This window comes from Paracidovorax oryzae ATCC 19882 (assembly GCF_000687165.1).
GTDB lineage: Bacteria > Pseudomonadota > Gammaproteobacteria > Burkholderiales > Burkholderiaceae_C > Paracidovorax > Paracidovorax oryzae.
Map to the genome: position 1 here is coordinate 1 of NZ_JMKU01000036.1, position 24,356 is coordinate 24,356.

General features: G+C 69.0%; 20 protein-coding genes. 10 read left to right on the plus strand and 10 right to left on the minus strand.

The genetic code is table 11. The features are described from left to right. The 3 genes from T336_RS0120515 to T336_RS0120525 all read right to left on the minus strand — a co-directional run. Window positions 1–1,096, minus strand: a 1,096-nt coding sequence (locus tag T336_RS0120515) for an MCP four helix bundle domain-containing protein (RefSeq protein ID WP_035226734.1), incomplete at its 3' end; no start/stop codon positions are given. 167 nt (window positions 1,097–1,263) lie between these two features. Continuing rightward, window positions 1,264–2,256: a Bug family tripartite tricarboxylate transporter substrate binding protein gene (locus T336_RS0120520; protein WP_026433936.1), complete on the minus strand. Its 993-nt coding sequence runs from the start codon at window positions 2,254–2,256 to the stop codon at window positions 1,264–1,266. Window positions 2,257–2,311: 55 nt separating this feature from the next. Next, on the minus strand, window positions 2,312–3,328 hold the full coding sequence (locus tag T336_RS0120525; RefSeq protein WP_019704064.1) for a 1-aminocyclopropane-1-carboxylate deaminase: 1,017 nt from the start codon (window positions 3,326–3,328) through the stop codon (window positions 2,312–2,314). 197 nt (window positions 3,329–3,525) lie between these two features. Here T336_RS0120525 and T336_RS0120530 point away from each other — a divergent pair, with 197 nt between their 5' ends. Continuing rightward, window positions 3,526–4,062, plus strand: coding sequence for an Lrp/AsnC family transcriptional regulator (locus T336_RS0120530; protein ID WP_026433937.1), 537 nt, complete (start codon window positions 3,526–3,528; stop codon window positions 4,060–4,062). A 30-nt stretch (window positions 4,063–4,092) separates the two neighbouring features. On the opposite strand, the gene T336_RS0120535 is transcribed toward T336_RS0120530, so the two are convergent. Together T336_RS0120535 and T336_RS0120540 are read right to left on the minus strand one after the other, a co-directional pair. Then, window positions 4,093–5,703: a hypothetical protein gene (locus tag T336_RS0120535; RefSeq protein ID WP_026433938.1), complete on the minus strand. Its 1,611-nt coding sequence runs from the start codon at window positions 5,701–5,703 to the stop codon at window positions 4,093–4,095. A 133-nt stretch (window positions 5,704–5,836) separates the two neighbouring features. Then, window positions 5,837–7,456 (minus strand): hypothetical protein, encoded by a 1,620-nt coding sequence (locus tag T336_RS0120540; protein ID WP_026433939.1) that lies wholly within the window; start codon window positions 7,454–7,456, stop codon window positions 5,837–5,839. A gap of 223 nt (window positions 7,457–7,679) precedes the next feature. On the opposite strand from T336_RS0120540, the gene T336_RS0120545 reads away from it, so the two are divergent. The 8 genes from T336_RS0120545 to T336_RS0120580 all read left to right on the plus strand — a co-directional run bounded on the left by T336_RS0120545 (window position 7,680) and on the right by T336_RS0120580 (window position 17,296). After that, window positions 7,680–8,237 (plus strand): YiaA/YiaB family inner membrane protein, encoded by a 558-nt coding sequence (locus T336_RS0120545; protein WP_035226737.1) that lies wholly within the window; start codon window positions 7,680–7,682, stop codon window positions 8,235–8,237. Window positions 8,238–8,252: 15 nt separating this feature from the next. Beyond that, window positions 8,253–8,759, plus strand: a complete 507-nt coding sequence (locus T336_RS0120550; RefSeq protein WP_026433941.1) for a hypothetical protein — start codon at window positions 8,253–8,255, stop codon at window positions 8,757–8,759. Window positions 8,760–8,770: 11 nt separating this feature from the next. After that, the gene (locus tag T336_RS0120555) at window positions 8,771–9,613 is read left to right on the plus strand and encodes a DUF2145 domain-containing protein (RefSeq protein ID WP_084151483.1); all 843 of its coding nucleotides are present in this window, start codon (window positions 8,771–8,773) and stop codon (window positions 9,611–9,613) included. Window positions 9,614–9,668: 55 nt separating this feature from the next. Continuing rightward, window positions 9,669–10,733: a zinc ribbon domain-containing protein gene (locus tag T336_RS0120560; RefSeq protein WP_026433943.1), complete on the plus strand. Its 1,065-nt coding sequence runs from the start codon at window positions 9,669–9,671 to the stop codon at window positions 10,731–10,733. Between the two features lie 157 nt (window positions 10,734–10,890). After that, entirely contained in the window at window positions 10,891–13,002 is a 2,112-nt protein-coding gene (locus T336_RS0120565; protein WP_026433944.1) for a methyl-accepting chemotaxis protein, read from the plus strand. Beyond that, window positions 12,999–14,561 (plus strand): chemotaxis protein CheW, encoded by a 1,563-nt coding sequence (locus T336_RS0120570; RefSeq protein WP_026433945.1) that lies wholly within the window; start codon window positions 12,999–13,001, stop codon window positions 14,559–14,561. The genes T336_RS0120565 and T336_RS0120570 overlap by 4 nt, the downstream gene beginning before the upstream one ends. A gap of 171 nt (window positions 14,562–14,732) precedes the next feature. After that, complete coding sequence (locus tag T336_RS0120575; protein ID WP_244884004.1) at window positions 14,733–16,295, plus strand: methyl-accepting chemotaxis protein; 1,563 nt, start codon at window positions 14,733–14,735, stop codon at window positions 16,293–16,295. 122 nt (window positions 16,296–16,417) lie between these two features. Then, a complete protein-coding gene (locus tag T336_RS0120580; protein WP_026433947.1) occupies window positions 16,418–17,296 on the plus strand; it encodes an SDR family oxidoreductase in 879 nt (292 codons plus the stop codon). Between the two features lie 50 nt (window positions 17,297–17,346). On the opposite strand, the gene T336_RS0120585 is transcribed toward T336_RS0120580, so the two are convergent. Next, entirely contained in the window at window positions 17,347–18,033 is a 687-nt protein-coding gene (locus tag T336_RS0120585) for a glutathione S-transferase family protein (protein WP_026433948.1), read from the minus strand. 91 nt (window positions 18,034–18,124) lie between these two features. Further along, complete coding sequence (gene tgt, locus T336_RS0120590) at window positions 18,125–19,297, minus strand: tRNA guanosine(34) transglycosylase Tgt (protein WP_026433949.1); 1,173 nt, start codon at window positions 19,295–19,297, stop codon at window positions 18,125–18,127. Window positions 19,298–19,410: 113 nt separating this feature from the next. Between tgt and T336_RS0120595 the strand changes: the two genes are divergently transcribed. Continuing rightward, window positions 19,411–19,905 carry a universal stress protein gene (locus T336_RS0120595; RefSeq protein ID WP_026433950.1) on the plus strand — a complete coding sequence of 165 codons (495 nt, stop codon included), beginning with the start codon at window positions 19,411–19,413 and terminating at the stop codon, window positions 19,903–19,905. A gap of 268 nt (window positions 19,906–20,173) precedes the next feature. Here T336_RS0120595 and T336_RS0120600 read toward each other — a convergent pair whose 3' ends face one another. The 3 genes from T336_RS0120600 to T336_RS0120610 form a co-directional block, all read right to left on the minus strand. After that, window positions 20,174–20,572: a hypothetical protein gene (locus T336_RS0120600; RefSeq protein WP_019704046.1), complete on the minus strand. Its 399-nt coding sequence runs from the start codon at window positions 20,570–20,572 to the stop codon at window positions 20,174–20,176. A 277-nt stretch (window positions 20,573–20,849) separates the two neighbouring features. Further along, window positions 20,850–22,103, minus strand: a complete 1,254-nt coding sequence (locus T336_RS0120605; RefSeq protein ID WP_026433951.1) for a phospholipase A — start codon at window positions 22,101–22,103, stop codon at window positions 20,850–20,852. A 137-nt stretch (window positions 22,104–22,240) separates the two neighbouring features. Then, window positions 22,241–24,307 carry an ATP-dependent helicase gene (locus T336_RS0120610; protein ID WP_019704044.1) on the minus strand — a complete coding sequence of 689 codons (2,067 nt, stop codon included), beginning with the start codon at window positions 24,305–24,307 and terminating at the stop codon, window positions 22,241–22,243. Window positions 24,308–24,356: the final 49 nt, after the last annotated feature.

Consider the following 24,356-nt stretch of genomic DNA (forward strand, 5'->3'; position numbering starts at 1 on the left):
CGATGATGTCGCCGATTTTGCGGGAGGAGTCGGTGATGTCCTGCATGGTGCGCACGACGTTGCCGACGACCTCGCCGCCGCGCGCGGCGGTGGCGGAAGCGGAGGAGGCGAGCTGGGATGCGGTGCGTACGGTGTCGGCGTTCTGCTTGACGGTGGAGTTCATCTGCTCCATGGATGCGGCGGTTTCCTCAAGGTTGGAGGCCTGCTCCTCGGTGCGCTGGCTGAGGTCGGCGTTGCCGGTGGCGATCTGGGATGCGCCGGTGGCGATGGATTCGCTGCTGTGGCGGACTTCGGAGACGACTTGGGCGAGGTTGGCGCGCATGGATCCCATGGCGGCGAGGACGGAGGAGGAGTCGCCGGGGCGCAGGTCGACGTGGACGGCGAGGTTGCCGCGGGCGACTTCCTGGGCGATCTGTGCGGCATAGGCGGGTTCACCGCCGAGCTGGCCCTTCACGCGCCGTGTGATCGACCAGGCCAGCAGTGCGCCGAGCGCCGTCGAGACGGCGGCGAGGACCAGCATCAGCCGGCCGGCGCTGGTGGCCTGCTCCCGGGCTTCCGTGCCGGTGTCGGCCATCAGTTGCTGCTGATAGACGCTCAGGTCTTCCATGGCCTGGAAGTAGGTGCGCTGCAGCGGGCGGACTTCGTTCAGCAGCACGTCCCGGGCTGCGGCCGCGTCATTCTTCAATCCGAGATCCACAGCCTTGTTGACGGCAGCGGCATAGGGTGCGCGGGCCTGCAGGAGCTGCTGCAGTATTTCCCGGCCGCGCTGCGACTGGATGGTAGTCCCCAGCTTTTCGAATATTTCCGAATTGCGGGCGGTCGCCTTGTCGATCCGCTGCTTTTCCGCTTCCATCTGCTGCGGGTTTTCCAGCAGGGCGATGTTGCGCACGCTGCGGGCCACGAGATTGACGTTGTCCTTGAGCTCCTGCACCTGGGTCACCTTGCCGATGCGGTCCGAGGTGAGCAGGTCCACGTCTTCGGAAACCGCACCCAGCTGCAGTTTGCCGACAGAGGCGAGAACCAGTCCCAGGAGGATGAGGGTGGAAAAGCCGGCACCCAGCATGGTGCCCAATTTCATGTCGCGAAAGATGTTCATGGTGTTACTTCCTGGGAAGGTCATGGGACGCCCCGGGGCCTTGCCGAAACCGGCCGCACAGCGAAGTAACGGATTGTTATGCAATTGAAAATAAATTGCTGAAAATGATGAATTTTCTGGCGGAAAATGAGGAAATAGGCGAATTTCGCCTACAGTCCTCGTGCATCTCATTCGGCACGGATGTTCGCGCGCTGGGCGATGGCACGCATGCGTGGCAATTCATCCTCGATGCGCGACTGCACGGCATCGGCGGGTTCATAGGCGGGCTCCAGCCCGCTGGCGATGAGCTTGCTGCGGACCTCGGGCGCCGCCATCGCCTCGCCCAGGGCCTTCTGCAGCCTGGCCCTGGCATCGGCTGGCAGTCCGCGCGGCGCGACGACGGCCAGCCAGGAGTCCGCGGCGAATCCCGGGAAGCCGCTTTCCGCCACCGTGGGCACGTCGGGCAATTGCGTCGCGCGCGTGGCGCCCATGACCGCGATGGCCTTGATCTTGCCCGCTTTCAGCTGCGGCAGCGCGGCGGCCACCGTATCGACTGTGAAGGGAATCTGCCCGCCCATCAGGTCCGCCATGGCCGGCGCGCTGCCGCGGTAAGGCACGTGCATCGGCCGTATGCCGGTGGCGGCCCAGAGCAGTTCGCCCGCGAAATGGCCCGTGGTGCCGTTGCCGAACGACCCGTAGGAAAACTTGTCGGGCGTGCGCTTCACCGCGGCGATCACCTCCGCCAGGTTGCGGGCCGGCACGTCGCGGTGGGCCAGCAGCACCAGCGGCACGCGCGCCACCATGCCGATGGGTTCGTAGCTGCGCACCGGGTCGTACGGCAGCCTGGGGTTGAGAGCGGGGTTGCCGGTGAACGTCGATCCCGAACTGATCAGCAGTGTGTAGCCGTCGGTCGGCGCATTGGCGACGAAGGCCGCCCCCACGATGGTGCCCGCGCCGGCCTTGTTCTCCACCACTACCGGCTGGCCCAGGGCGTCGCCCAGCGGCTTGCCGATCAGCCGGCCCACGATGTCCACGGCCCCGCCGGGAGGGAAGGGAACGACGAGCTGGACGGGCCTGGCAGGGTAGCCCTCGGCATGCGCGGCGGGCACCGCGCCCGAGGCCGCGATGGCCATGAGGAGTGCGGCACCGGTGCGCCGCAGCGCCGGCAGGTACTTCGTCATATCGGAACTCCTTCCGGCGGGGAACGGTGGGACAGGCGCGGGGCCGCGTCGGGCTTCAGCCGTTGCGGAACAGGAAGCTGTAGGCGTTGAGCGCCGGCACGCCGCCCAGGTGGGCGTAGAGCACGCGCGAGCCTTCCGGGAATTCGCCGTTGCGCACCATGTCGATCATCCCGTGCATGGATTTGCCCTCGTACACCGGATCGGTGAGCATGCCCTCCTGCCGTGCGCACAGGCGGATGGCTTCCAGCGTGCCCTCGTTGGGCAGGCCGTACTCGGGGCCGCCGTAGCGCGTGTCGAGCACGATGTCGGCGTCGGTGATCTCGCGGCCCAGTTCCACGAGTTCCGCCGTGTTGCGCGCGATGCGCAGGATCTGCTCGCGCGTCTGCTCCGGCTTGGCGGAGGCGTCGATGCCGATCACGCGGTCCGCACGGCCGTCGGCCGCGAAGCCCACCACCATGCCCGCCTGCGTGCTGCCGGTGACCGAGCACACGACGATGTAGTCGAACTGGAAGCCCAGTTCCTTCTCCTGCTGGCGCACTTCCTCGGCGAAGGCCACGAAGCCCAGGCCGCCGCGCGGATGCTCGGAACACCCCGCGGGGATGGGGAAGGGCTTGCCGCCGGCGCGGCGCACGTCTTCCATGGCCTGCTCCCAGCTCGGGCGGATGCCGATGTCGAAGCCCGCGGCGTCCAGCCGCACGTCGGCGCCCATGATGCGCGACATCTCGATGTTGCCCACGCGGTCATAGACCGCATCGGAGTAGTTCACCCAGTTCTCCTGCACCAGCACGCACTTCATGCCCAGGTGGGCCGCCACCGCGGCCACCTGCCGGGTCTGGTTGGACTGGATGCCGCCGATGGACACCAGCGTGTCGTAGCCGCCCTCGATCGCCTCGGGGATCAGGTACTCGAGCTTGCGGGTCTTGTTGCCGCCGAAGGCGAGGCCGGAATTGCAGTCCTCGCGCTTGGCGTAGAGCTCCACCTTGCCGCCCAGGTGTGCGGACAGGCGCTTGAGCGGATGGATGGGCGTGGGGCCGAAAGTGAGGGCGTGGCGGGGGAATTTCTGCAGGTTCATGGATGCGGTGCCAGGGGCGGAAAGAAAAACGGAAGAGGGCGGGTCCCAGGTCCGGTACGTGGCCCGCGAGGGCCGTGCGCCGTTGACTGCATCGTAGGAAAATGCGCGGGAAACAGGGTTGCAAATGCAGGCGCAAAAGCATTCATCGAATGCATGGATGGCCGCAAATGGCCTTTTTTTATTTTGTGGAATCGACCATGTGTGCAACAAAATTACGCAGGGCCAGCGCCGCCGCCGAGCCGCCGGCCGCTCCCCCCGCCCCACCGCCCGCGGACATCGACCGCACGGACCGCGCCATCCTGCGCGCGCTGCAGCGCGATGCGTCCGTGTCGAACGTGGCGCTGGCCGCCAAGGTGCACCTGAGCCCGCCGGCCTGCCTGCGCCGCGTGGAGCGCCTCAAGCGCCTGGGCCTGATCGACCGCACGGTCGCGCTGCTGCATCCGCGCGCGGTGGGCGCGGGCATGCTGGTGATGATCGGCGTGGTGCTGGACCGCTCCACGCCCGAGTCCTTCGCCGCGTTCGAGAAGGCCGCCGCGCAGATCTCGGGCTGCATGGAGTGCCACCTCGTGACGGGCGAGTTCGACTATTTCATGCTGGTGCGCACGCGCGACAGCGACAGCTTCAACCGCCTGCACGCGGAGCAGTTGCTCTACCTGCCGGGCGTGCGGCAGGTGCGCTCGTTCATGGCGCTGCGCAACGTGGTGTCCACCACGGAGCTGCCGCTGGCCATCTGACGGCAGCGGCAGGCCGCCGCTGCGCCGCCGTCAGGGCTGGCGGACCATGTGCGGGTAGATCAGGCCGTAGCGGCCCGCCAGGCCCGCCGCGACGCCGGGATTGGTGAGCTTGATGAACGCGGCGCCGGTCACCGGCAGGCCGGCGGGATCGGGGATCTGCAGCGCGGCCCAGCCGGACTGGAAGCCGTTGCGCAGAGGGGCGCGGGCGATGGTGCTGGACAGCGGCGAGACGTTGTTGAACGCCGCCACCGACACGGTGCCGCACAGGCGAGGCACCAGGGGCAGCGTGGAGGGGATGGCTGCGCCGTTGGTGGACACCGTGGCCTCGCGCGAGAACACCAGGAACGACCAGTTGCCGTTGGCGCTGCACACCTGGTTGCCGGACACCGTGGTGTTGTCGGAGTGGAAGAACTGGTCGCCGGTGCCGGCCGGCGGCACCACCGAGAACGTGCGCGCGCCGGCCGCATAGTCCATGGCCACGCTGTAACGCTTGGTGGGCATGGCGAACACCCAGTCCGTCTGCGCGGTGATCGAGGATTCGAGCGCGTACTGGTTGCGCACCTCGCGCGCGTTGAGCAGTTCCGAGACCTCGGTGGCCGTCCTGCGGGCATTGGCCTCCGACGCCGGCAGGTGGTAGGGCGTGGAAAGATCGGGCAGGTCGTAGGCGCGCGCCTGGATCACGGCGCTCATGGTCGGCACGGTGGACGTGCCGTCGATATCCTTCTGCCGCGAGGCGAAGCCGGCCGACACCAGCAGCGGGTCCGCCGTGAAGCGCTCGGGCTGGGCGATCGCCTGGTCGGTGGGCGGGAACAGCACGTAGTTGCCGCGCCCCGGCTGTCCGGCAGCGTTCACGGCCTGCAGCGTGGTCATCGGGGAAGAGAACGTGGTCGCGCCGGGCACGTCGATGATGTACCAGGTGCCCCCCACGCCGCCCGATGGCGTGGCGAAGCCGCGGGCGGCAGCGGTGACCTCGTCGCCAGCGTCCTGCTGCAGGGCGGCATCGATGGCCGACCCCGTGCACGGCGCCACTTCCGACACCTGGCGGATCGCCGTGAAGAGTGCCGAGCGCTCCTGGCCATTGGTGCCGTACACCGCCGCCGAGGGAATGTCGGCGGCGACGATGGCTTCGATGGAGCCTTCGCGCGTGTGGCTGGCGCGGTCGGCCGCGCCCAGGGCAGGGTCGAGCCGGTCGGTGGCGAACGGCTGGGAAACCCCGGCCACGAGTTGCGGCGACGTGCAGGAGCCGTCCGCGGTGGTGATCTGCGCGCGGCCGTCTGCCCCGGCCGTGATGGCCCCGGTCCACATGTCGCCGGGCGAGAGCAGCAGCGTCATGGAGAGCAGGCTGTCGCCGTTGGCGGCGCCGCGCACGCGCAGCTTGATGGCCTTGCCGTTGGAGAGATCCGTGTTCGCCAGGTGCAGCACCGTCATCTGGCCCTGCTGCGCGGTGAAGTAGGGCACCAGCAGCACGTGGCCGAGCTGGTTGCTGGCGGGCTGCAGGGCGACCGCATCCGTCGCGCCCAGCTGGGTGCGCGACGGTGCGCTGCCGGTGCCGGCCACCACGCCGGCCAGGGTGGGCGCGGCGAATCCGCAGCCGCAGAGCAATAGAACGCCCGCGGTACGGGCGAAGTTCGGTGCGGGCATGGGCTCCTCCTTGGGTCTTGTCCGATGGGAGGCTGCAGCCTAACCGATGGGATCGGGCTTGACCATGGAGCGGCCCACGCATTCGTTGCACCGGCTGGTCATCCGCAGGGCGGCGACCGGCCGGTGCCGCAGGCTACGGTCGCGGGCGGGTGACGATGTGGGGATACAGCAGGCCGTAGCTGGCAGCCATGCCGGGTGCAACCGATGGGTTGACAAGCTTGATGAAGGCATGTCCTATCACCGGTGCCACGTCAGCTCCGGGTACCACTCGTGCCCAGCCAGTCGTCTCCAGGAAATTCGGCAGTTCCCGCAGCCACAGCGCGACGGAGGCCGACAGCATCGACGGCGTGAACGTGGTGGTAAGGTCGCGCTGATGGATCGGCACGACGGTGGCAGCGCCGCAAAACTTCGGATCCCCAACGTCGCCCTGGCCCTGTTTGCCAGCGCGCGTGTAGTCATAAATGAGTTGGTAGCCGAAGCACACCCGACCGTTTTGAACGGTGGTGTTTTGTGAATGGACGTGCTGCGGTCCCTCTCCAGCCGGAGGGACGGCTGAGTAGGTGGGCTGCCTGGTCGTGTAGTCCATGCCCACGCTGTAGCGCGTCGTCGGCATGCTGAAGACCCAGTCGGTTTGGGCGGAAATCGACTTTTCCACCGAGAACTGATTGGAAATTTCAGTGGCTGTCAACGCGCGCGACACCTCGTATGCCGTGCGGGCTGCGTTTGCCGGCGATGCAGGCAGCCGGAAGGGGGTGGAGAGATCGGGAAAATCGTACGCCCGGGCTTGCACCACGGCTGTGGCCGTAGGTTCCGACACCACGCCGTCGACACTTTTCACGCGGCCGGAGAGCATGGCCGAAACCAGCAGCGGATCGGATGTGTAACGCTCGGGCTGGTCGATGGCCTGCTCGGTGGCCGGAAACTGCATGTAATTGCCGCGCGCTGGCTGCCCTGCTGCGTTGACGGCCTCCAATGCCGTCATGGCCGAGGAAAACGTGGTGGCACCCGGAACATCGATGATGTACCAGGTGCCGCTGATACCCCCCGACGGCGTTGCGAAGCCCAGAGCGGCGGCGGTGGCCTCGTCGCCGATGTCCTGCAGCGTTGCAGCGTCCAGTGCCGGATCATTGCAGTCTCGCTTGTAGACCGGATTGAGGGCCTTCCACAGTGGGGACTCAATGCTTCCGTCCGCATTGAGCCTGTATTTGGTGGGGATGTCGGCTGTCAGGATGGCCTCTACAGTTCCTTCGCGCGTCTGGTTGGCGCGCTCGGCCTGCGAGAGCGCGGGATTGAGGCGGTCGGTCCCGAGCGATTGCGGAACGCCAGTGGCCAGCCGGGGTACGCTACAGGATTCATCGGTCGTCGTGATTTGCGCGCGCCCGTCCGCGCCTGCCGTAATCGCGCCGGTCCAGATGTCTGCGGGTTTGAGCAGAATGGTCATGGACAACAAGCTGTCGCCATTGGCGGCACCGCGCAGGCGGAGCTTGATCGCCTTGCCGTTGTCAGGGTCCGTGTTGACGAGATGCAATACCGTCGCCTGTCCGTTCTGGGCCGTGAAGTAGGGCGTGAGCAGCACATGGCCCCGGTGGCTGGCCGAGCGCTGCATGGCCACCGCGTCCGTGGCGCCCAGCTGGGAGGCCGAAGGCGCGGTGCCGGTGCCGGGAATGACACCCGCCAGGGCGGATGCGGCGAAGCCGCAGAGGAGTGCGCCAGCGGCGCGGGGGACGAGGGGCAGCAGGGGCTGGGCAGGCATAGGGTGTCTTCTCCGAAAGCGTTGTCTTTGTGAAGGGCGCAGGCTAACGGAGACGGCGCCGTCGTGCAAACGGGAGGCGGATGGGAGATTCCGTAAAAAAGTATCGCCTGGCGATACCAGTCGTCCGAGGCGCCGCCACTGAACCGCTTCGTGAAGCCCGCGTGCCGGCGCGGTGGACATGATGCCGCCCATGTTCCACCACGGGCCGCAAGCCCCCGCTTCCATGCCACGTCCTTCCGCCTCCTTCCCTGCTTCGTCTTCCACGCCCCTGGTCCAGCGCGATACGGCCGCCTGGCAGCTGCAGGTCTGGGTGTCGTTCGGCATCGCCGCGTTCTGCTGCACCGTGGGCCTGGCCTGGCTGCCGGGCGAGCGGCTGGAACAGATCTTCATGGTGATGGGCTATGTCTTCTGCCTTTCCGCGGTGTTCATGCTTGCCAAGTTCGTGCGCGACAACCAGGCCGCTCCGCGGCGCGGGGCGGGCGACACGCCGCTCTTCAAGCTGGTGGTCTGGGGCGGCTTCGCCGTGGCGGTGGGACTGACCGGATGGGGCCTGTGGGGCATGGACATCTCGCCCACCTACAAGGCCTTCCTGGGCGTGAGCTGGCTCTACCTGCTGACGACCGCATTCACGCTGGCCAAGATGCTGCGCGACCGCCACGAGGCCGACCTGGCCGAAGCGCGGTTGCTGGGCCGCCGCGAAGCGATGCAGGCGCCGGCAGCCGCCTCTTCCCTGCCCGAGGCCCCCACTGGCGAAGCGCGCCCTGACCGCGCCATGAACTGAACCCGGGAGACTGCCATGTCGCGTTTTTTATACCGGCCCTTGCTACTTCAGGTCACAACTTCCCCACGTGGGTGGGGGCCCGGGCGCTGGCTGGCGGGGCTGGCCCTCGCCAGCGCCGCCATCGTGTCGGCGCCGCCAGCGCGGGCGCAGAGCGATGCTTCCTTCGCGCTGTCGATGCTGCCCGTGGCGTCGGTCGTGGGAACGGCGTCCGTCGGATCCGCGGCAGTCGGCGCGGTGGCCACCGTGCCTGTGGCGCTTTCGGTGGCCGGCGCGGTGCTCACGGTGCGCGCGGTGGAGGCGTCGGCCGCCGGCACGGTCTATGTGCTGGAGCGTGCCTCCGACGGCGCCCGCGTGAGCGTGGAGGTGGCGGGGCGCGCTGCCTCGGGCATCGCGGCGGGCGTGGGCTCCGCCGTCACCTGCAGCGTCATCGGCACGGGCGTGGTGCTGTCGGCAGCGGGCGAGGTACTGGCGTTCGTGCCCAATGCGCTGGGCCGGGCGCTGCTGCACAACGAGCGGTTGTGAGCGTGCCGGCCATGGTTTCCTTCCGCACCGTGATGCGCCCTGCCGCCGTGGGCGCTGCCCGGCTCCTGCTGGCCGCTGCGCTGGCGATGGGGTCCACCGCGCACGCCGGCCGCTCCTGCGAGGCGCGCAAGCCTACGCCGCAGGCCATCGAACGCGGCATGCTGCTGGCCGAGCGCACTGCGCAGGCGCTCGATGCGGAGCACCAGCGCTCCGGCGCGCGCGTCGTGCTGCTGGCCCGCGCGGGGCAGGACCTGTCGAAATACGGCGTGCATTACTCGCACATGGGCTGGGCCTACCGCACGCCCGAGGGGGCCTGGCGCGTGGCGCACAAGCTCAACGACTGCGGCACTGCGGTGGGCTCCCTCTACCGCCAGGGCCTGGGCGAATTCTTCCTGGACGATCTGTGGCGGCACGAGGCCGTGTGGCTGGTGCCCGCGCCCGAGGCGCAGGCGCGGCTGGCCGCGGTGCTGGCCGGGCGCGCGGGCACGCTTGCAATGCACCAGCCGGCCTACAGCATGGTGGGCTATGCCTGGGGCACGCGCTACCAGCAGTCCAACCAGTGGGCGCTGGAGACGCTGGCGATGGCCATGGAGCCCGGGGCCGTCCGCACGCGTGCCCAGGCGCAGGCCTGGCTGCGCGCCCGGGGATACGAGCCCGCGGTGCTGCGCATCGGGCCGCTCACCCGGCTGGGCGGGCGCGTCACCGCGGCCAACGTGGCCTTCGACGACCATCCGTCCCGGGACCGCTTCGCCGACCGCATCGCGACCGTCACCGTCGATTCCGTGCTGGCATGGATGCCCCGGGCCGGACTGGGATCGGAGGTGTCCACGCTCTCGCTGGACCGCTCTCCCTGAGCACCGCATGATCGGTGCCCTCTTCGAACGAATGGATCAACACAAGGAGTCCGACATGGGCAAATCCCTGCGCCTGTCCGAAAAGTGGTTTCGCCGCGGCCTGTGGCTGGTGTCGCTGGTGTTCGCCAGCTTCCTCATCGGGCTGGGCGGCACGCTGGTGGGCGACCTGCCGCGCGTGGAGGCGCCGCTGCAGCTCGATGATTTCCTGGACCGGCCCGCCGCGGAGGCGCTGCGCAACGAGGTGCGCGCATCCGACGGGGCCGAGCGGCAGGCGCAGGCGGCACTGGAGCAGGCCCAGCTGCAGCGCAGCAAGGCGCGCAGCGAGAGCCAGGCGGCGCACGAGAGCTTCAACAACTGGATCGCCACGCGCAGCGCCACCCAGCAGTCTGAGCACAACCCCGAGGTGGTGGCCCGCACGCAGGAACTGGATGCCTTGAAGGCCCGCGAGCGCCAGGCGCAACGGGCGGTGGAGGCCCAGCAGCAGGCCGCGCTCGATGCCCGCCAGGCCGCGGCGGCCGCGCGCCAGCGCCTGGAGCAGATGGAGTCAGCCGGCTACGAACGGATGCGGGCGGCCCAGCGCAAGGTGGAGCTGCGGGTGTTCCTCTACCGGCTCGCGCTCACGCTGCCGCTGCTGCTGGTCGCGGGCTGGCTGTTCGCGAAGAAGCGCCAGAGCACGTGGTGGCCGTTCGTCTGGGGCTTCATCTTTTTCGCGCTGTTCGCGTTCTTCGTCGAGCTCGTGCCCTACCTGCCCAGCTACGGCGGATACGTGCGCTATGCCGTGGGCATCGTGGTGACCGTGCTGGTGGGGCGCTACGCCATCCTGGCGCTGAACCGCTACCTCGAGCGCCAGCGGCAGGCCGAGGCGCTGCCCGACGCGCAGCGGCGCGAGGAACTGAGCTACGACGTCGCCCTGGCGCGCCTGGCCAAGGGCGTGTGCCCGGGGTGCGAGCGGCCGGTCGATCTGAAGAACGAGACGATCGATTTCTGTCCGCACTGCGGCATCGGGCTGTTCGACCGCTGCGGAAACTGCCGCACGCGCAAGAGCGCCTTTGCGCGTTTCTGCCATGCGTGTGGAACAGGCAGCGCACAGGCAGCAGGACAAACGACCGGGCGTCTGTAGGACCAGGGTAAAGGATTGCGAGGGCTTTTGGCAATAAATGATAAAAATAAACACTCAAATAGGGAGATTCAAAAATGACGATCAGCATGAATTGATGGTTTCTTGAATAATTTGGGGCTGACTGCATCAATTTTGCGTTCTTTTCCAGGATCTCTCCATGTCTCCCCTGCCTGCCTCCGCTTCCAGCGACATGCTCGTCGCCTTCGCCCAAGCCATCCGGGCGTCGCAGCCTTCCATCGAACTGGACGCACGGGGCCATGTGGTGGCGGTCCATCCCGGGTTTCTCGAGATGAGCCAGCATGCGGAAGGCGACGTGGTGGGCCACCACTACCGCAGCTGCTTTCCCCGGGCAGCGGAATGGCTGGATGCCTGCTTCGCCCCGGATGCCGCCGAGCCGGTGCGGGTCGCCACCGGCCGCCATTTCGGCAGCTGGAAGCGGAACTGCGTGACGCGCACGCAGGCCTTCATGCTGCGGGGCGAGGACGCCGCGGTACGGCAGCTCGTGCTGCTGCTGGAAGACGTCTCGGACCAGCGCGCCGCCCTGCGGGAGTACGAGGGCCACAGGAATGCCATCGACCGTTCCATGGCCATCATCGAGTTCGACCTGAAGGGCCACGTGCTCAAGGCCAACCGGAACTTCCTGGACATTTTCGGCTACAGCGCCGAGGAGATCGAGGGAGTGCACCACCGCATCTTCTGCGACGCCGAGCATGTGCGCAGCCTCGAGTACAGAGAATTCTGGGAGCGGCTGGCCGCCGGGGAATTCCAGAGCAACGAGTACCGCCGCATCCGCAAGAACGGGCAGGACGTGTGGATCCAGGCGTCCTACAACCCCATCCTCGACGAGGACGGCCGGCCGGTGAAGGTGGTCAAGTACGCCACCGACGTCACCGACGCCAAGCAGCGCAACACCGAGAACGCCGGCCGCGTCGAGGCCATCGGCCGCTCCATGGCAGTGGTCGAATTCGCGCTCGATGGCACGGTGCTGGCGGCCAACCAGGCGTTCCTCGACACGATGGGCTACACGCTGGACGAGGTGCAGGGCCGGCACCACCGCCACTTCTGCCAGCCCGAACACGCCGCGAGCCCGGCCTACCGGGACTTCTGGCGCAAGCTGGGCGACGGCGAGTTCGAGGCCGGCGTGTACCGCCGCGTGGCCAGGAACGGGCGCGAGGTGTGGCTGCAGGCATCGTACAACCCCATCTTCGACGGCGAGGGCCGGCAGGTGAAGGTCGTCAAATATGCCACCGACATCACCGCGGAGCAGATGCGCAACGCCGAATACCAGGGCAAGGTCAATGCCATGTCCCGTGCGCAGGCCGTCATCGAGTTCGACCTGGAGGGCAATGTGCTGCATGCCAATGCCAATTTTCTCGACGCGATGGGCTACACCCTGCGGGAGATCGTGGGGCAGCACCACAAGATGTTCTGCGAGCCTGACTTCGTGCGCTCGTCGGAGTACCGCGACTTCTGGGCCAGGCTCAGCCGCGGCGAGTTCTATTCGGGCCTGTACAAGCGCATCAGCAAGCATGGCTACCCGGTGTGGATCCAGGCGACCTACAACCCCATCATCGGGCCCGACGGCAATCCGGTGAAGATCATCAAGTACGCCATCGACGTGAGCGACCAGGTCGAGCGCGAGCAGCTGGTGCAAAGCCGGGTCGCCGAAATGGGCCGCTCGATCCAGCAGTTGACGGAGACCATCGGCGAGATTGCGCGCACCACGCGCCACTCCACCGAACTGGCCGCCGTGACGCAGGCCGAGGCGCGGCGCGGCAGCCAGACGCTGCTGCGTTCCCTGGATGCCACCAAGGCCATCCAGGAATCGTCCGACGACATCAACGCCATCATCCAGGTGATCGGCGACATCGCCAACCAGACCAACCTGCTGGCCTTCAACGCGGCCATCGAGGCCGCGCGGGCGGGAGAGCACGGACTGGGCTTCTCGGTCGTGGCCGACGAGGTGCGCAAGCTGGCCGAGAAGTCGTCGCAGGCGACGCGCGAGATCACCAAGCTCATCGCCGAATCGGTGGCGCGCGTGCGCCAGGGCGGCGACATCTCCTCGCAGGCGGCAGAGAACTTCGAGCGCATCGTGCAGGGCGTGGACCAGACGACCGCGTCCATCGCGGGCATCCACACCGCGACCGAGGCGCAGACCGCCGCCACGCGCAGCGTCGCCCAGTTGCTGGATGAACTGACCCGGGTCTCGATGCGCTCCGGCGTGGATCCGGCGGGCGGTGCGACGCCTGCGGCGCGGGTGGGCGCATGACGGCCGGCGCGGCGGTCCTGCACTTCGGAGTCGTGCGCGCCGCGGGCCGGGACATCGCCATCGCGTCCAGCGAACTGGTCGAGGCGGTGGACATGCCGCAGCAACTGCTTCCGCTGCCCGAGCCGTCCCCGCTGATGGCGGGCATGTTCCTGCTGCGGGGAAGGCTGGTTCCAGTGCTGGACCTGCAGCGGCTGATGGCCCCTGCCGCACCTCCCGTCGTTACCCCCGCCACTTCGCCGGCGGGCGACGGGGTGGATCCAGATGTCGTGGCCCCGGCCGCGGCAAGCCGGCGCCGCCAGGTGGCGGTGGTCGTGCATGGCGGCCGTCGCCTGGGCATCGGCGTGGACACCATCGCGGGCGTGCTGCGCGTGCCGCCTTCGGCCGTCACGCCCCTGGGCGGCGCGCAGGGCAGCCTGTTCGGCCATTGGTTGATCACGCAGGAGCCCGAGAGCCGCGCCCTGCCGGTACTGCAGGTGCCGGTCTTGCTGGAGCGCACGCCGGGCGTGACGCCCGCGTTGGATCTTCCCGCGGGAGCGCCCGGCGCGACCCCGGCGCAGGCCGCCGCGGCGACGACGACGCGCCGGCATACGCTCGCGTCGCTGGAGGGCCAGGTGCTGGCCTTCGATTTCGCCGATGTGCCCGACATCCTGCCGATGCCGCCCATGCGCGCGTTCTTCGCGGCCGGCGGCCCGCTGCGCGGGCTCGTGCCATGGCGCGGCTGCGATGTGCCGGTGGTCGATCTGCAGCGGCTGCTCGGCATGGAACGCGATGCGCCGGACGGCGCCCGGGCCCCGTCCCCGGGCGCGTCGAAGCCCCTGCTCATGGTGTTGCAGCGCGGTGACCGGCGCATCGGCGTGCAGGCGGACGCCGTGCTGGGCATGGAGGCAGCGACGCCCGACGCCACGGTGCCCCTGGGAGCCGGCGCCAGCCTGAACCCCGGGTGCTATGCCGGCGCAATGCGCACTTCGGCGCACGGTATCGCCGCCGTGCTGCGGGTGGACGGGCTGCTGGCCCATCCGGTCGTCGCCGCATTTCTCGACAGCCGGCCCGCCGCCGCAGCAGGCGCTCAGGCCGGGCCGCAGGCGGCGCGTGGCGGCGCACGCACCACGTTCCTCATCTACCGGGCCGGGGGCGACTGCGCCACGCCGCTCGCCGAGGTGGAGGAGATACTCGATTACGCGATGCCGGCCGTGCGGCTGGACGCTGCCGGCGGCGGCATGTGCGGCCTGGTCGAGCGCAAAGGCCGGCCGCTGGAGGTTTTCTCCTTGCGCACCCTGCTGGGCAGCGCCGCGGCGGAGCCCACGGCGCAGTCTCGGGTGCTGGTGGTGCGGCACGGCGAGCGGCTGCGCGGCTTCCTGGTGGACAGCCTGGTCTCGCTGGTCGCGGCAGATGCCACGGCGGAGATCGGCCACGAGCCCTCCACGCCTTCGGAGGGCACGCGGCGCTCGGGCAGCGGCCTCGGGCGCCTGCTGACCGTGGGAGCGGGCGCCGATGCCGTCACCTGCCGGAAGGTGGACCTGCGGGCACTCATGGGGCAGTCGTTCCGCGATATCCCGTAGCGCCATCGGCGCAGCTGGCCGGCAGTTCGGGCCTGCCTGTAGGAGAGCACCTGAAATTGGCAACAGCGATAAATCTGTAAGCAAATTTAGCAATTAAGCCGCTATCGTCGTGCCCTCCGTTCCACGACCCATTCCTGGGCCCACGAAAGCGCGACCATGAGTTTTCGCCACATGAAAATTGCCACCAAGATGACCCTGCTGCTGTCGGTCCTCTGCCTGTGCATGGCCGCCGTTGGCGCCATCGGCATGCTGGGAATGCGCGCCGCGGAGGACGGGCTCGACACGGTGTACCGTGACCGGGTCCTGCCGCTGCAGCAGCTCAAGCTGGTTTCCGACGCTTATGCAGTGGACATCGTGGACACGGCGCACAAGGTGCGCGACGGTGCGCTGACTCCCGCGCAGGCCGAGCAGTCGGTGCTCCGGGCCCGGCAGCGGATCCGCGAGCAGTGGAGCGCCTACCTGGCCACGAAGCTGGTCGCGGAAGAAGAGGCCCTGGTGAATGCGTTCGCACCGCGCCAGGCGCTGGCCGACGCTGCCGCGGACCGCCTGCTCGGCCTGGTCCGGGCTGGCGACCTCGAAGGCGTGCGGGCCTTCGCTGCGCGGGAACTCTATCCCGCCATGGACCCGCTGCAGGAGGTGCTGGGCAAGCTCATCGACCTGCAACTCTCGGAGACGAAGAGGGTGTACACCGCCAGCGAAGCGGCCTATGCCCGCAACCTCCGCCTCGTGTGCGCCATCGTGGCTTTGTGCGTGCTGTGCGCGGCCGTGGCGGGGTACTTCATCACCCGCGGCATCACGCGCGCGCTCGGCGCCGAGCCGGATACGGCTGCCGAGGTGGCGCGGGAGGTGGCGCGAGGCAACCTGGCAGCGCCCATCCTCCTGGCCGAGGGAGACAGCACCAGTCTCATGGCCCAGCTGCACTCCATGCAGCACAGCCTCGCGCGGATGGTGCGCAAGGTGCATCAGTGCTCGCACGGCGTGGCCAGCGCATCCACGCAGATATCCGAGGGCAACACGGATCTGTCCTCGCGCACCGAGCAGCAGGCGAGCGCGCTGCAGCAGACCGCGGCTTCCATGGAGCAGCTCAGCTCCACGGTCCGGCAGAGCGTGGACAGCCTGGCTCGTGCCAACGCTTTCGCGCTGCAGGCAGCATCGACGGCAGGCGACGGTGTCGCGGTGGTGCAGCAGGTGGTGCGCACCATGCGGGACGTGGACGACAGCGCGCGCCAGATCGCCGGCATCGTCTCGGTGATCGACGGCATCGCCTTCCAGACGAACCTGCTGGCACTCAATGCCGCGGTGGAGGCGGCACGGGCCGGGGAACTGGGGCGCGGCTTCGCCGTCGTGGCCGGCGAGGTGCGGGGCCTCGCCGGCAGGGCAGCCGATGCCGCGAAACAGATCAAGGGGTTGATCGACAGCAGCGTCTCGCACGTGCAGCACGGCTCGGATCTGGTGGCGAAGGCCGAGGCCACCATGGAGCAGGTGGTGGAGTCGGTCCGGCGCGCGACGGCCCTCATGGGCGAGGTCAGCACAGCGAGCGGCGAGCAGAGCCTGGGTACGTCCCAGATCAGCGATGCCGTGTCGCAGATGGACCAGGTGACGCAGCAGAACGCGGCCATGGTGGAGGAAATGGCCGCGGCCTCCTTGAACATGAGCGCACATGCCCGTGAACTGGTCGATGCCGTGTCGCACTTCCACCTGCCGCAAGGCACGCTGCGTTCCGCCCCGGCATAAGGCCCGGGATCGCTCCTCGGACGGGCCCGCCGACAGGCAGGAAGAACCTTTTCCTACGGGCTCGACGGGCCCGCATTTTCCACACTGGCAGGCCGATCACGACCTCGCTTGCAGGAGAAGCCATGCCCCTCGATCCCCGCACCGCCGGCCCCCGCCCGCCTTTCAAGGACCAGCAACCGCTCACGCCGCCCGGCGCCGAAACCGACATGCACCCACAGCCCGACTACGGCGCCGCGTCGTACCAGGGCTCGGGCCGGCTGCAGGGCCGCAAGGCCGTCATCACGGGCGGCGACAGCGGCATCGGCCGCGCGGTGGCGCTGGCCTTCGCGCGCGAGGGCGCCGACGTGCTGATCGCCTACCTGCCCGAGGAGGAGGGCGACGCGCGCAAGACCCTCGAGCTCGTCACCGCGGAAGGCCGCCGCGCGGTCGGCGTGCCGGGCGACATCCGCGAAGAGGCCCACTGCAATGCCGTCATCGACCGCGCGGTGAAGGACCTGGGCGGCATCGACATCCTCGTCAACAACGCCGCCTACCAGATGGCGCACGAGAGCATCGACGAGATCTCGGCCGAGGAATTCGACCGCACTTTCCGCACCAACGTCTATGCCACGTTCTACCTGAGCAAGGCGGCGGCCCGGCACATGCCACCGGGCAGCGCGATCATCAACACCGTTTCGGTGAACGCGGACAAGCCCAACAAGACGCTGCTGGCGTACGCCTCCACCAAGGGCGCGCTGCAGAACTTCACGGGCGGGCTCGCGCAGCTGCTGGCCGACAAGGGCATCCGCGTGAACTGCGTGGCGCCCGGCCCGATCTGGACGCCGCTGATCCCGTCCACGATGCCGATCGAGCGTGCGCGCGAATTCGGCAAGCAGGTGCCGCTGCAGCGTCCCGGCCAGCCCGCCGAGGTGGCGCCGGCCTACGTGATGCTCGCGTCCGACCAGGCGAGCTTCATCTCGGGCGCGACGGTGGCGGTGACGGGCGGCGTGCCCATCATCTGACGGGCCGGCAAGGGGCCGCTTCCCTATCCTTGCGGATGCGCCTTCGGCCCTCAGCCCATCACCACCGGACCGCCCTGCGCGATCGCACGCTGGTACGCCGGGCGGGCGTTGATGCGGTCGCGGTAGGCCTTCAGGGCGGTGAACTCGACCGCGCCGCTGGCGCGCGCGATCGCGGCCTCCACCGCGAAGCTCATCTGGAAGTCCGCGATGGTGAGCGCATCGCCCGCGAACCACGCATGGCGCGCGAGATGGTCCTCCATGAAGGCGAGGGCCGTGAGCAGGTTCGGGTCCACCAGCTTCTTCTGCGCCTTGCCGCAGATGGAGTAGGCCACCGGCCGCGCGAAGAACGGCATGGGCTGCAGGGGCAGGGTCTTGAAGACGAGCTTCATCACGAGCCAGTTCATGAGCGAGCCTTCGGCATAGTGCATCCAGAAGCGGCACTGCCGGTGTTCCGGCGTGCCCGGCCGGGGCACGAGGTGGGCCAGCTCGCCCGTGGCCTGTGCGCCGTAGCGCTCGGCGATGTGCTCGATGATCGCGCCGGACTCGGCGATGATCTCGCCGCCGTCGTCGATCACGGGGGATTTGCCCAGCGGGTGGATGCGCTTGAGCTCCGGCGGCGCGAGGCGGGTGCGCGGGTCTCGCTGGTAGCGGCGCAGGTCGTAGGCCACGCCCAGCTCTTCCAGGAGCCAGAGCACGCGCTGGGAGCGGGAGGTTTCGAGGTGGTGGACGGTCAGCATGGCCGCATGGTAAGGCCGCCCCGGCGGTGCAGGGCGTAGGCCGTGGCCGATCCGCCCGCCGATGGGTTGCCGGCCTGCGCGTTTTCCTTTCCTATACGCCCCGCGCGCGGTCGGCCGCGAAGCGGGCGCGGAACTCGCCGAAGCGGCCCGCGTCGAGCGATTCGCGGATCTCCCGCATGAGGTTCAGGTAGTAGTGCAGGTTGTGCACGGTGGTGAGCATCGGGCCCAGCATCTCGCCGCAGCGGTCGAGGTGGTGCAGGTACGCACGGCTGAAGCCGCCGCGCCCGCCGTCGGCCCAGGCCACGCCCTCGGTGCCCGCGCAGGCGTGGCAGGTGCAGGTCGGGTCCAGCGGCTGGTGGTCGGCCTTGTGGCGGGCGTTGCGGATCTTCAGGTCGCCATGGCGCGTGAAGATGGTGCCGTTGCGCGCATTGCGCGTGGGCATCACGCAGTCGAACATGTCCACGCCGTCAGCCACGCCCTGCACGAGGTCTTCCGGCGTGCCCACGCCCATCAGGTAGCGCGGCTTGTGGGCCGGCAGCCGGTGCGGCGTGTGGGCCATGATGTCCAGCATCTCGTCCTTGGGCTCGCCCACGCTCACGCCGCCCACGGCGTAGCCGGGAAAGTCCATCTCCACGAGTCGTTCCAGCGACTCCTGGCGCAGGTTCTTGTACATGCCGCCCTGCACGATGCCGAAGAGCGCGTTGGGGTTGCCCAGGCGGTGGAACTCGTCCTGGCTGCGGCGCGCCCAGCGCAGGCTCATCTCCATCGACTTGCGCGCCTCGGCCTCCGTGGTCTTGTGGCCCTTGGTCTCGTAGGGCGTGCATTCGTCGAGCTGCATGACGATGTCGGAGTTGAGCGTGGTCTGGATCTGCATGCTCACTTCAGGCGACATGAAGAGCTTGTCGCCGTTCACCGGGCTCGCGAAATGCACGCCTTCCTCGGTGATCTTGCGCATCGCGCCCAGCGACCAGACCTGGAAGCCGCCCGAGTCCGTGAGGATGGGCTTGTTCCACTGCTCGAAGCCGTGCAGGCCGCCGAAGCCCTGCATCACGTCCAGGCCCGGGCGCATCCACAGGTGGAAGGTGTTGCCCAGGATGATCTGCGCGCCCATCTCGTGCAGGCTGCGCGGCATCACGCCCTTGACGGTGCCGTAGGTGCCCACCGGCATGAAGATGGGGGTCTGCACCACCCCGTGGTTGAGCGTGAGCGTGCCGCGCCGCGCATGGCTGGCGGGATCGGTCGCGAGAAGTTCGAATTGAAGCATGATCGGGCGATTGTCCCAGACGGCCGCCTGCGCGCCGGCACTACACTGGCCCGCAGCGGCGCCGCGTTCCGCGGCCCTCCGGCCGGCCCCCAGAAGAAAGGACATTCCCGAACATGCTCAAGATCCTCGTCGCCGTCGATGGCTCCGAACTCTCGCTCGACGCCGTGCGCCACACGCTGGCGCTCACGCGCCAGGGCCTCGCGGCCTCCGTCGTGCTCGCGCACGTGCAGGAGCCCGCCACCCTCTACGAGATGGTGGTCTCGCGCGATCCCGACCTCATCGCCGCTGCGAGCCTGGAGGCCGGCCTGCACCTGATGGCCCCGGCGCGGGCCCTGGTCGATGCGGCCGGCGTGCCCTGCGAATCCGAAGTGGGCGTGGGCGACGTTGCCCCCACGCTGGCGGACATCGCCGAGCGCACCCAGTGCGGCCTCGTCGTGATCGGAGCCCGCGGCCAGGGCGCCATCGCCAGCGCGCTGCTGGGCTCCGTCTCCCAGGCCCTGGTGCACGCGAGCCCCGTGCCCGTGACCATCGTCAAGCACCCCGACACGACCGTTGCCGTGCAGCCGGCGGACCTGCCTGGCGACGGTGGCGAGCCCGATCCGGTGTGAGGGAGAAAAGCAGGAAGTGACGGTCAGGCGGTAGAAACGAAAGCCGCTGAGCCCGGTGACGGACTGGCTGGTGAGGCAGGGCCTTCCTACCGGGCAAGCCCTGTGTGCTGCCAGCAGCCTTACCGCTCAGAAGGCCGCGGAGCAGGCCAAGCCAGCAGACGCCGCGGGACTGGCTTCGCCAGACCGCTGGCGTCGTCCCCCTTCCCGCCGGGCGCAGCACGGCGAGAGAAGGGGGAAGCGGCAAAGCCGCTCAGGGGGATGTCCCTGTTTATGCTGCCTTGCGGAACCCATCCGGATGCGCGCTGCCGCCGCGCTGCAGCTTGCCGTGCGGCAGGCTGGCCAGGCGCGAGAACATGCGGCGGCAGTAGCCGGAGATCCAGAGGCATTTGTTGAGTTCGTCCACGGGCAGCGGACCCGAGACGACGACGATGTCGTTGGCGGCCTGCAGGGCGCCCGCGGCGCGCAGGCGGCGGCGGGTGTTGTTGGCCCACGAGGTGATGCGCGAGGGCGTGCCGTGCTGGTGCACCTGGCCGGTGTGCTGGTCGAACGCGATGGCCACGGTCTCGGTCCTGAGCTTGAAGCGGCGCTCGCCGGTGACGGCGCTGGGTGCCTCGCGCATGTCGTACAGGTAGTACGCGCCGGCCTTGAGTTGGTATTGCATGTCCATGGTGACGACCTCCGAGCAGGCATTGTCGAGCGGCCCCGGACAGGCAATCGCGCGGAAAAGGGCCGGAAAACCGTTCTTATCCGCGCCGCGGAAGAGGGCCGGACTGGCCTTCGGCGCGGGGGCTCGGGCTGCGGCGGAGAGGGGATACGAAAGGCCTGGGGAATGCCGTGCGCCGCGCGTGCCATTGTGTCGGCACGCCCCGGCCGCTTCAACCCGCTGGCCAGGGCAAAGGGTAACGGGTTGTGAGGCGCGCGGCGGCGGGGCCGCGCGCCCTGCCTCAGAAGTCCACGAGGCTCAGGCCCACGCTGAGCACGGTGCGCCGGCGGTTGTAGTCGGTGATGGTGTCGCCATAGCCGCTGAAGAGCGCGGTGTGGAACCGCAGGTTGCTCTTGATGCCGCCCAGGTCCGTGCCCACCGCGCGCATCCATTCCAGCCGCACGGCGCCGCGGCCGGTGGAGCCGAAGGCGCTGCGCGCCATCAGCGACAGGGTGTTGTCGCGGTCGTAGTTCCAGCCGAGCTGCACCTCGCCGCGGCCCATGTAGTCGATGATGTCCGGGTTGTCGTCGTCCGCGGCGCTTTCCTTCAGGCGCTTCCAGACGCGCGCGCTCACGGTCCAGCGGTTGTCCAGCTCCATGCCGGTCATCAGGTACACGCGGTTCCAGCTGCGCGACAGCGGCAGGTTCTGGCCGTTGGACTGGTGCACCAGCCCGATGCCGCTGTAGCGCCAGCGCCAGCCGAAGGGCAGCTTCGCGTCGGTGGGATAGACGTACATCACCTCCGGTTCGTGGTCGGTGGCGCGGAACGGCCGGGAGATGTTCGGGCTGAAGAGCTGCCAGTACGACTGCTGCGTGTAGCCGACCCACAGCGAATCCTTGAGCGTAGGGTGGCCCTGCGTGAGCAGGCCCTGCGCGATCTTGGTGCGCACCGAGAGCTGGATGCGTGTCTCGGTGGTGCGGTAGTCGACTGCCGAGGACGCGGTGTGGTCCGCCGAGGGCGAGGACGGCTGGCGGTTCACGGTGTCGGACGCCACGACCGAGAACGAGATCGGCCGGTAGCCGCGGAAGCGGAAGGTGCCGCAGTCGCTGCCCGATTCCAGTTCCCAGAAGCGCGAGAGGGTGCTGTACTGCTCGTCGCGGCAGCCCTCCACCTGCGCCACGTCGATGACGCGCGTGGCCGGCAGCGTGGTGTCCACCGGCGTGGGCGGCGCGTTGTCCCCGGCCGGGGCCGCGGCGGACTTGCCCGTGCCCGTGGACGGCGCGGCGGCCACGGCCGGCGCCTGCTGCCAGGCCTGCTGCCCTGCCCACTGGTCGAAGCAGGCCAGCCGGGCCTCGCCGCTGCCCATGGCCGTGCAGCGGCGCCAGGCCTCGCCCGCGGCGCCGGAGGGCGCGGGGGGCTGCTGCGCCAGGGCGGCGCCGGCTGGTGCGCAGAGCGCGAGCGCCAGGGCGCCCAGGCGCACCGGGCGGGTGGCGGCGGGCCGGCTTGCCTGCGCGGCGCGAACGAAAGGCTTCGGTTGTCGTGTGCGTTGGTCCATGGTCCGCGGATCTCCTTGCCGCAACTGCCCCACGCCCACCGGCCCATCCGGTTGGCGTGGATGATGATGAAGTGCTTCTGCCTGCCGCCCGCCGCATGCCCGGGGCCCGCCCGGGGTGGATGGCGCGTCCGGCGGGTTCATGGTGCCGTCGGGGCGGGGGACTTGCGTGCCGCGAACTCGGCGCGCAGCGCGCGCAGCTTCTCGCGCGGGTCTTCGCGGGCGGTGTTCTTGTCCAGGCCCATCTCGGCGATGAAGCGGCTGGGCTGGGCGGCGACCATCTCGCGGCCCTTCTTGCGGCGCTTCGTCCAGCTCACGGCCAGGCTGCGCTGCGCGCGGGTGATGCCCACGTACATCAGGCGGCGCTCTTCCTGCAGGCGCTGAAGGGTGTCTTCGCTCACCTTCTGCTGGCGGCCCTCGTCGTCGTCGAGCTTGAAGGGCAGCATGCCCTCGGTCACGCCCACCAGCATCACGTGCGGCCATTCCAGGCCCTTGGAGGCGTGCAGGGTCGAGAGGGTGACGAGGTCCTCGTCCTTCTCGCGCTCGCTGATGGTGGACAGCAGCGCGATGGTCTGCGCCACTTCCAGCAGGCTCTTGGTTTCCTTGGCCACCACCGCGCCGGCGGTGTCCTCGATCTGCCCGCCCGCGCGCTGGCTCATCCAGTCGCAGAATTCGAGCACGTTGGTCCAGCGCGCGCCGGCCACGGTCTCGCTGTCCTCGCTGTCGTAGAGGTACTGCTCGTAGCCGATCTCCTTCAGCCAGTCGGTCATGAAGGTGCGCGAATCTTCGGCGCCGTGGGTGTGCCGCGCCTTGTATTCCAGGTAGTTGATGTAGCGGCCGAACTCCAGCACGCTCTCGTGCGCCTTGCGCGGCAGCACGGCTTCGAGCATGTGGTTGAACAGCGCTCCGAACATGCTCACCTTGTGCTGCGTCGAGAACTCGCCGAGCTTGGCCAGCGTGGTGTGGCCGATGCCGCGCTTCGGCGTGGTGATGGCGCGCAGGAAGGCCGGGTCGTCGTCGTTGTTGATCCACAGGCGGAACCAGGCGCACAGGTCCTTGATCTCCGCGCGGTCGAAGAAGCTGGTGCCGCCCGAGACCTTGTAGGGCACGTTGGCCTTGCGCAGCGCCTTCTCGAACGGCTTGGCCTGGTGGTTGGCGCGGTAGAGGATGGCGAAGCTCTTCCAGGCCGGCTGCGGGTTCAGCGTGGCGCGCAGGCTCTGGATGCGGGCGACTGCCCGCTCGGCCTCGTGCTCCTCGTTGTCGGCGTCCACCACGCGCACCGGCTCGCCCTCGCCCAGTTCCGAGAACAGCGTCTTCGGGTAGAGCTTGGGGTTGGGCTGGATCACGTTGTTGGCCGCGCGCAGGATGGCGCTGGTGGAGCGGTAGTTCTGCTCCAGCTTGATGACCTTGAGCTGCGGGTAGTCCACCGGCAGCTTCTTCAGGTTGTCCAGCGTGGCGCCGCGCCAGCCGTAGATGGACTGGTCGTCGTCGCCCACGGCGGTGAAGCGGCCGCGCTCGCCCACCAGCAGCTTGAGCAGCTCGTACTGCGTGGCGTTGGTGTCCTGGTATTCATCGACCAGCACGTGGCCCAGCGATTGCTGCCACTTGGCGCGCACCTCGGGGAAGTCGCGCAGCAGGCGCAGCGGCATGCCGATCAGGTCGTCGAAGTCCACGCTCTGGTAGGCCGTCAGGCGCTCCTCGTAGCGCTGCATGATGACGGCGATGCTGCGCTCGTTGTCGTCCTTGGCCTGGGCGAGGGCGGCGGCGCTGTCGAGGCCCGCGTTCTTCCAGGCGCTGATGGTCCATTGCCACTGGCGCGCGGTGGCGATGTCGGTGGTGCCGCCGGCCGCGTCCTTGATGATGCCGGTCACGTCGTCGGCGTCGAGGATGCTGAACTGGGGCTTGAGGCCGAGCACGGCGCCGTCTTCGCGCACCATGCGCACGCCCAGGGCGTGGAAGGTGCAGACCAGGACATCCCTGGCCGAACGGCCGATCAGGTGCTGCGCGCGCTCGCGCATTTCCGCGGCGGCCTTGTTGGTGAAGGTGATGGCCGCGATGCGGCGCGGCTCCAGGCCGGTCTCGATCAGGCGGCCGATCTTCATCGTGATCACGCGCGTCTTGCCCGAGCCGGCGCCGGCCAGCACGAGGCAGGGCCCCTCCGTGTAGTGGACGGCCTGGAGCTGGGCGAGATTGAGACCGGCGGACATGCGGCGAGCGGAAACGGGAGGAGGGCTGGAAAGCGTGGAGGCGAGGGCA

What these genes read in the sequence shown, in the direction of transcription:
- T336_RS0120520 (WP_026433936.1), bottom strand. Translation starts at nt 2,256, where the DNA reads ATGACGAAGTACCTGCCGGCGCTGCGGCGCACCGGTGCCGCACTCCTC.
- T336_RS0120525 (WP_019704064.1), bottom strand. Translation starts at nt 3,328, where the DNA reads ATGAACCTGCAGAAATTCCCCCGCCACGCCCTCACTTTCGGCCCCACG.
- T336_RS0120530 (WP_026433937.1), top strand. Translation starts at nt 3,526, where the DNA reads ATGTGTGCAACAAAATTACGCAGGGCCAGCGCCGCCGCCGAGCCGCCG.
- T336_RS0120535 (WP_026433938.1), bottom strand. Translation starts at nt 5,703, where the DNA reads ATGCCCGCACCGAACTTCGCCCGTACCGCGGGCGTTCTATTGCTCTGC.
- T336_RS0120540 (WP_026433939.1), bottom strand. Translation starts at nt 7,456, where the DNA reads ATGCCTGCCCAGCCCCTGCTGCCCCTCGTCCCCCGCGCCGCTGGCGCA.
- T336_RS0120545 (WP_035226737.1), top strand. Translation starts at nt 7,680, where the DNA reads ATGCCACGTCCTTCCGCCTCCTTCCCTGCTTCGTCTTCCACGCCCCTG.
- T336_RS0120550 (WP_026433941.1), top strand. Translation starts at nt 8,253, where the DNA reads ATGTCGCGTTTTTTATACCGGCCCTTGCTACTTCAGGTCACAACTTCC.
- T336_RS0120555 (WP_084151483.1), top strand. Translation starts at nt 8,771, where the DNA reads ATGGTTTCCTTCCGCACCGTGATGCGCCCTGCCGCCGTGGGCGCTGCC.
- T336_RS0120560 (WP_026433943.1), top strand. Translation starts at nt 9,669, where the DNA reads ATGGGCAAATCCCTGCGCCTGTCCGAAAAGTGGTTTCGCCGCGGCCTG.
- T336_RS0120565 (WP_026433944.1), top strand. Translation starts at nt 10,891, where the DNA reads ATGTCTCCCCTGCCTGCCTCCGCTTCCAGCGACATGCTCGTCGCCTTC.
- T336_RS0120570 (WP_026433945.1), top strand. Translation starts at nt 12,999, where the DNA reads ATGACGGCCGGCGCGGCGGTCCTGCACTTCGGAGTCGTGCGCGCCGCG.
- T336_RS0120575 (WP_244884004.1), top strand. Translation starts at nt 14,733, where the DNA reads ATGAAAATTGCCACCAAGATGACCCTGCTGCTGTCGGTCCTCTGCCTG.
- T336_RS0120580 (WP_026433947.1), top strand. Translation starts at nt 16,418, where the DNA reads ATGCCCCTCGATCCCCGCACCGCCGGCCCCCGCCCGCCTTTCAAGGAC.
- T336_RS0120585 (WP_026433948.1), bottom strand. Translation starts at nt 18,033, where the DNA reads ATGCTGACCGTCCACCACCTCGAAACCTCCCGCTCCCAGCGCGTGCTC.
- tgt (WP_026433949.1), bottom strand. Translation starts at nt 19,297, where the DNA reads ATGCTTCAATTCGAACTTCTCGCGACCGATCCCGCCAGCCATGCGCGG.
- T336_RS0120595 (WP_026433950.1), top strand. Translation starts at nt 19,411, where the DNA reads ATGCTCAAGATCCTCGTCGCCGTCGATGGCTCCGAACTCTCGCTCGAC.
- T336_RS0120600 (WP_019704046.1), bottom strand. Translation starts at nt 20,572, where the DNA reads ATGGACATGCAATACCAACTCAAGGCCGGCGCGTACTACCTGTACGAC.
- T336_RS0120605 (WP_026433951.1), bottom strand. Translation starts at nt 22,103, where the DNA reads ATGGACCAACGCACACGACAACCGAAGCCTTTCGTTCGCGCCGCGCAG.
- T336_RS0120610 (WP_019704044.1), bottom strand. Translation starts at nt 24,307, where the DNA reads ATGTCCGCCGGTCTCAATCTCGCCCAGCTCCAGGCCGTCCACTACACG.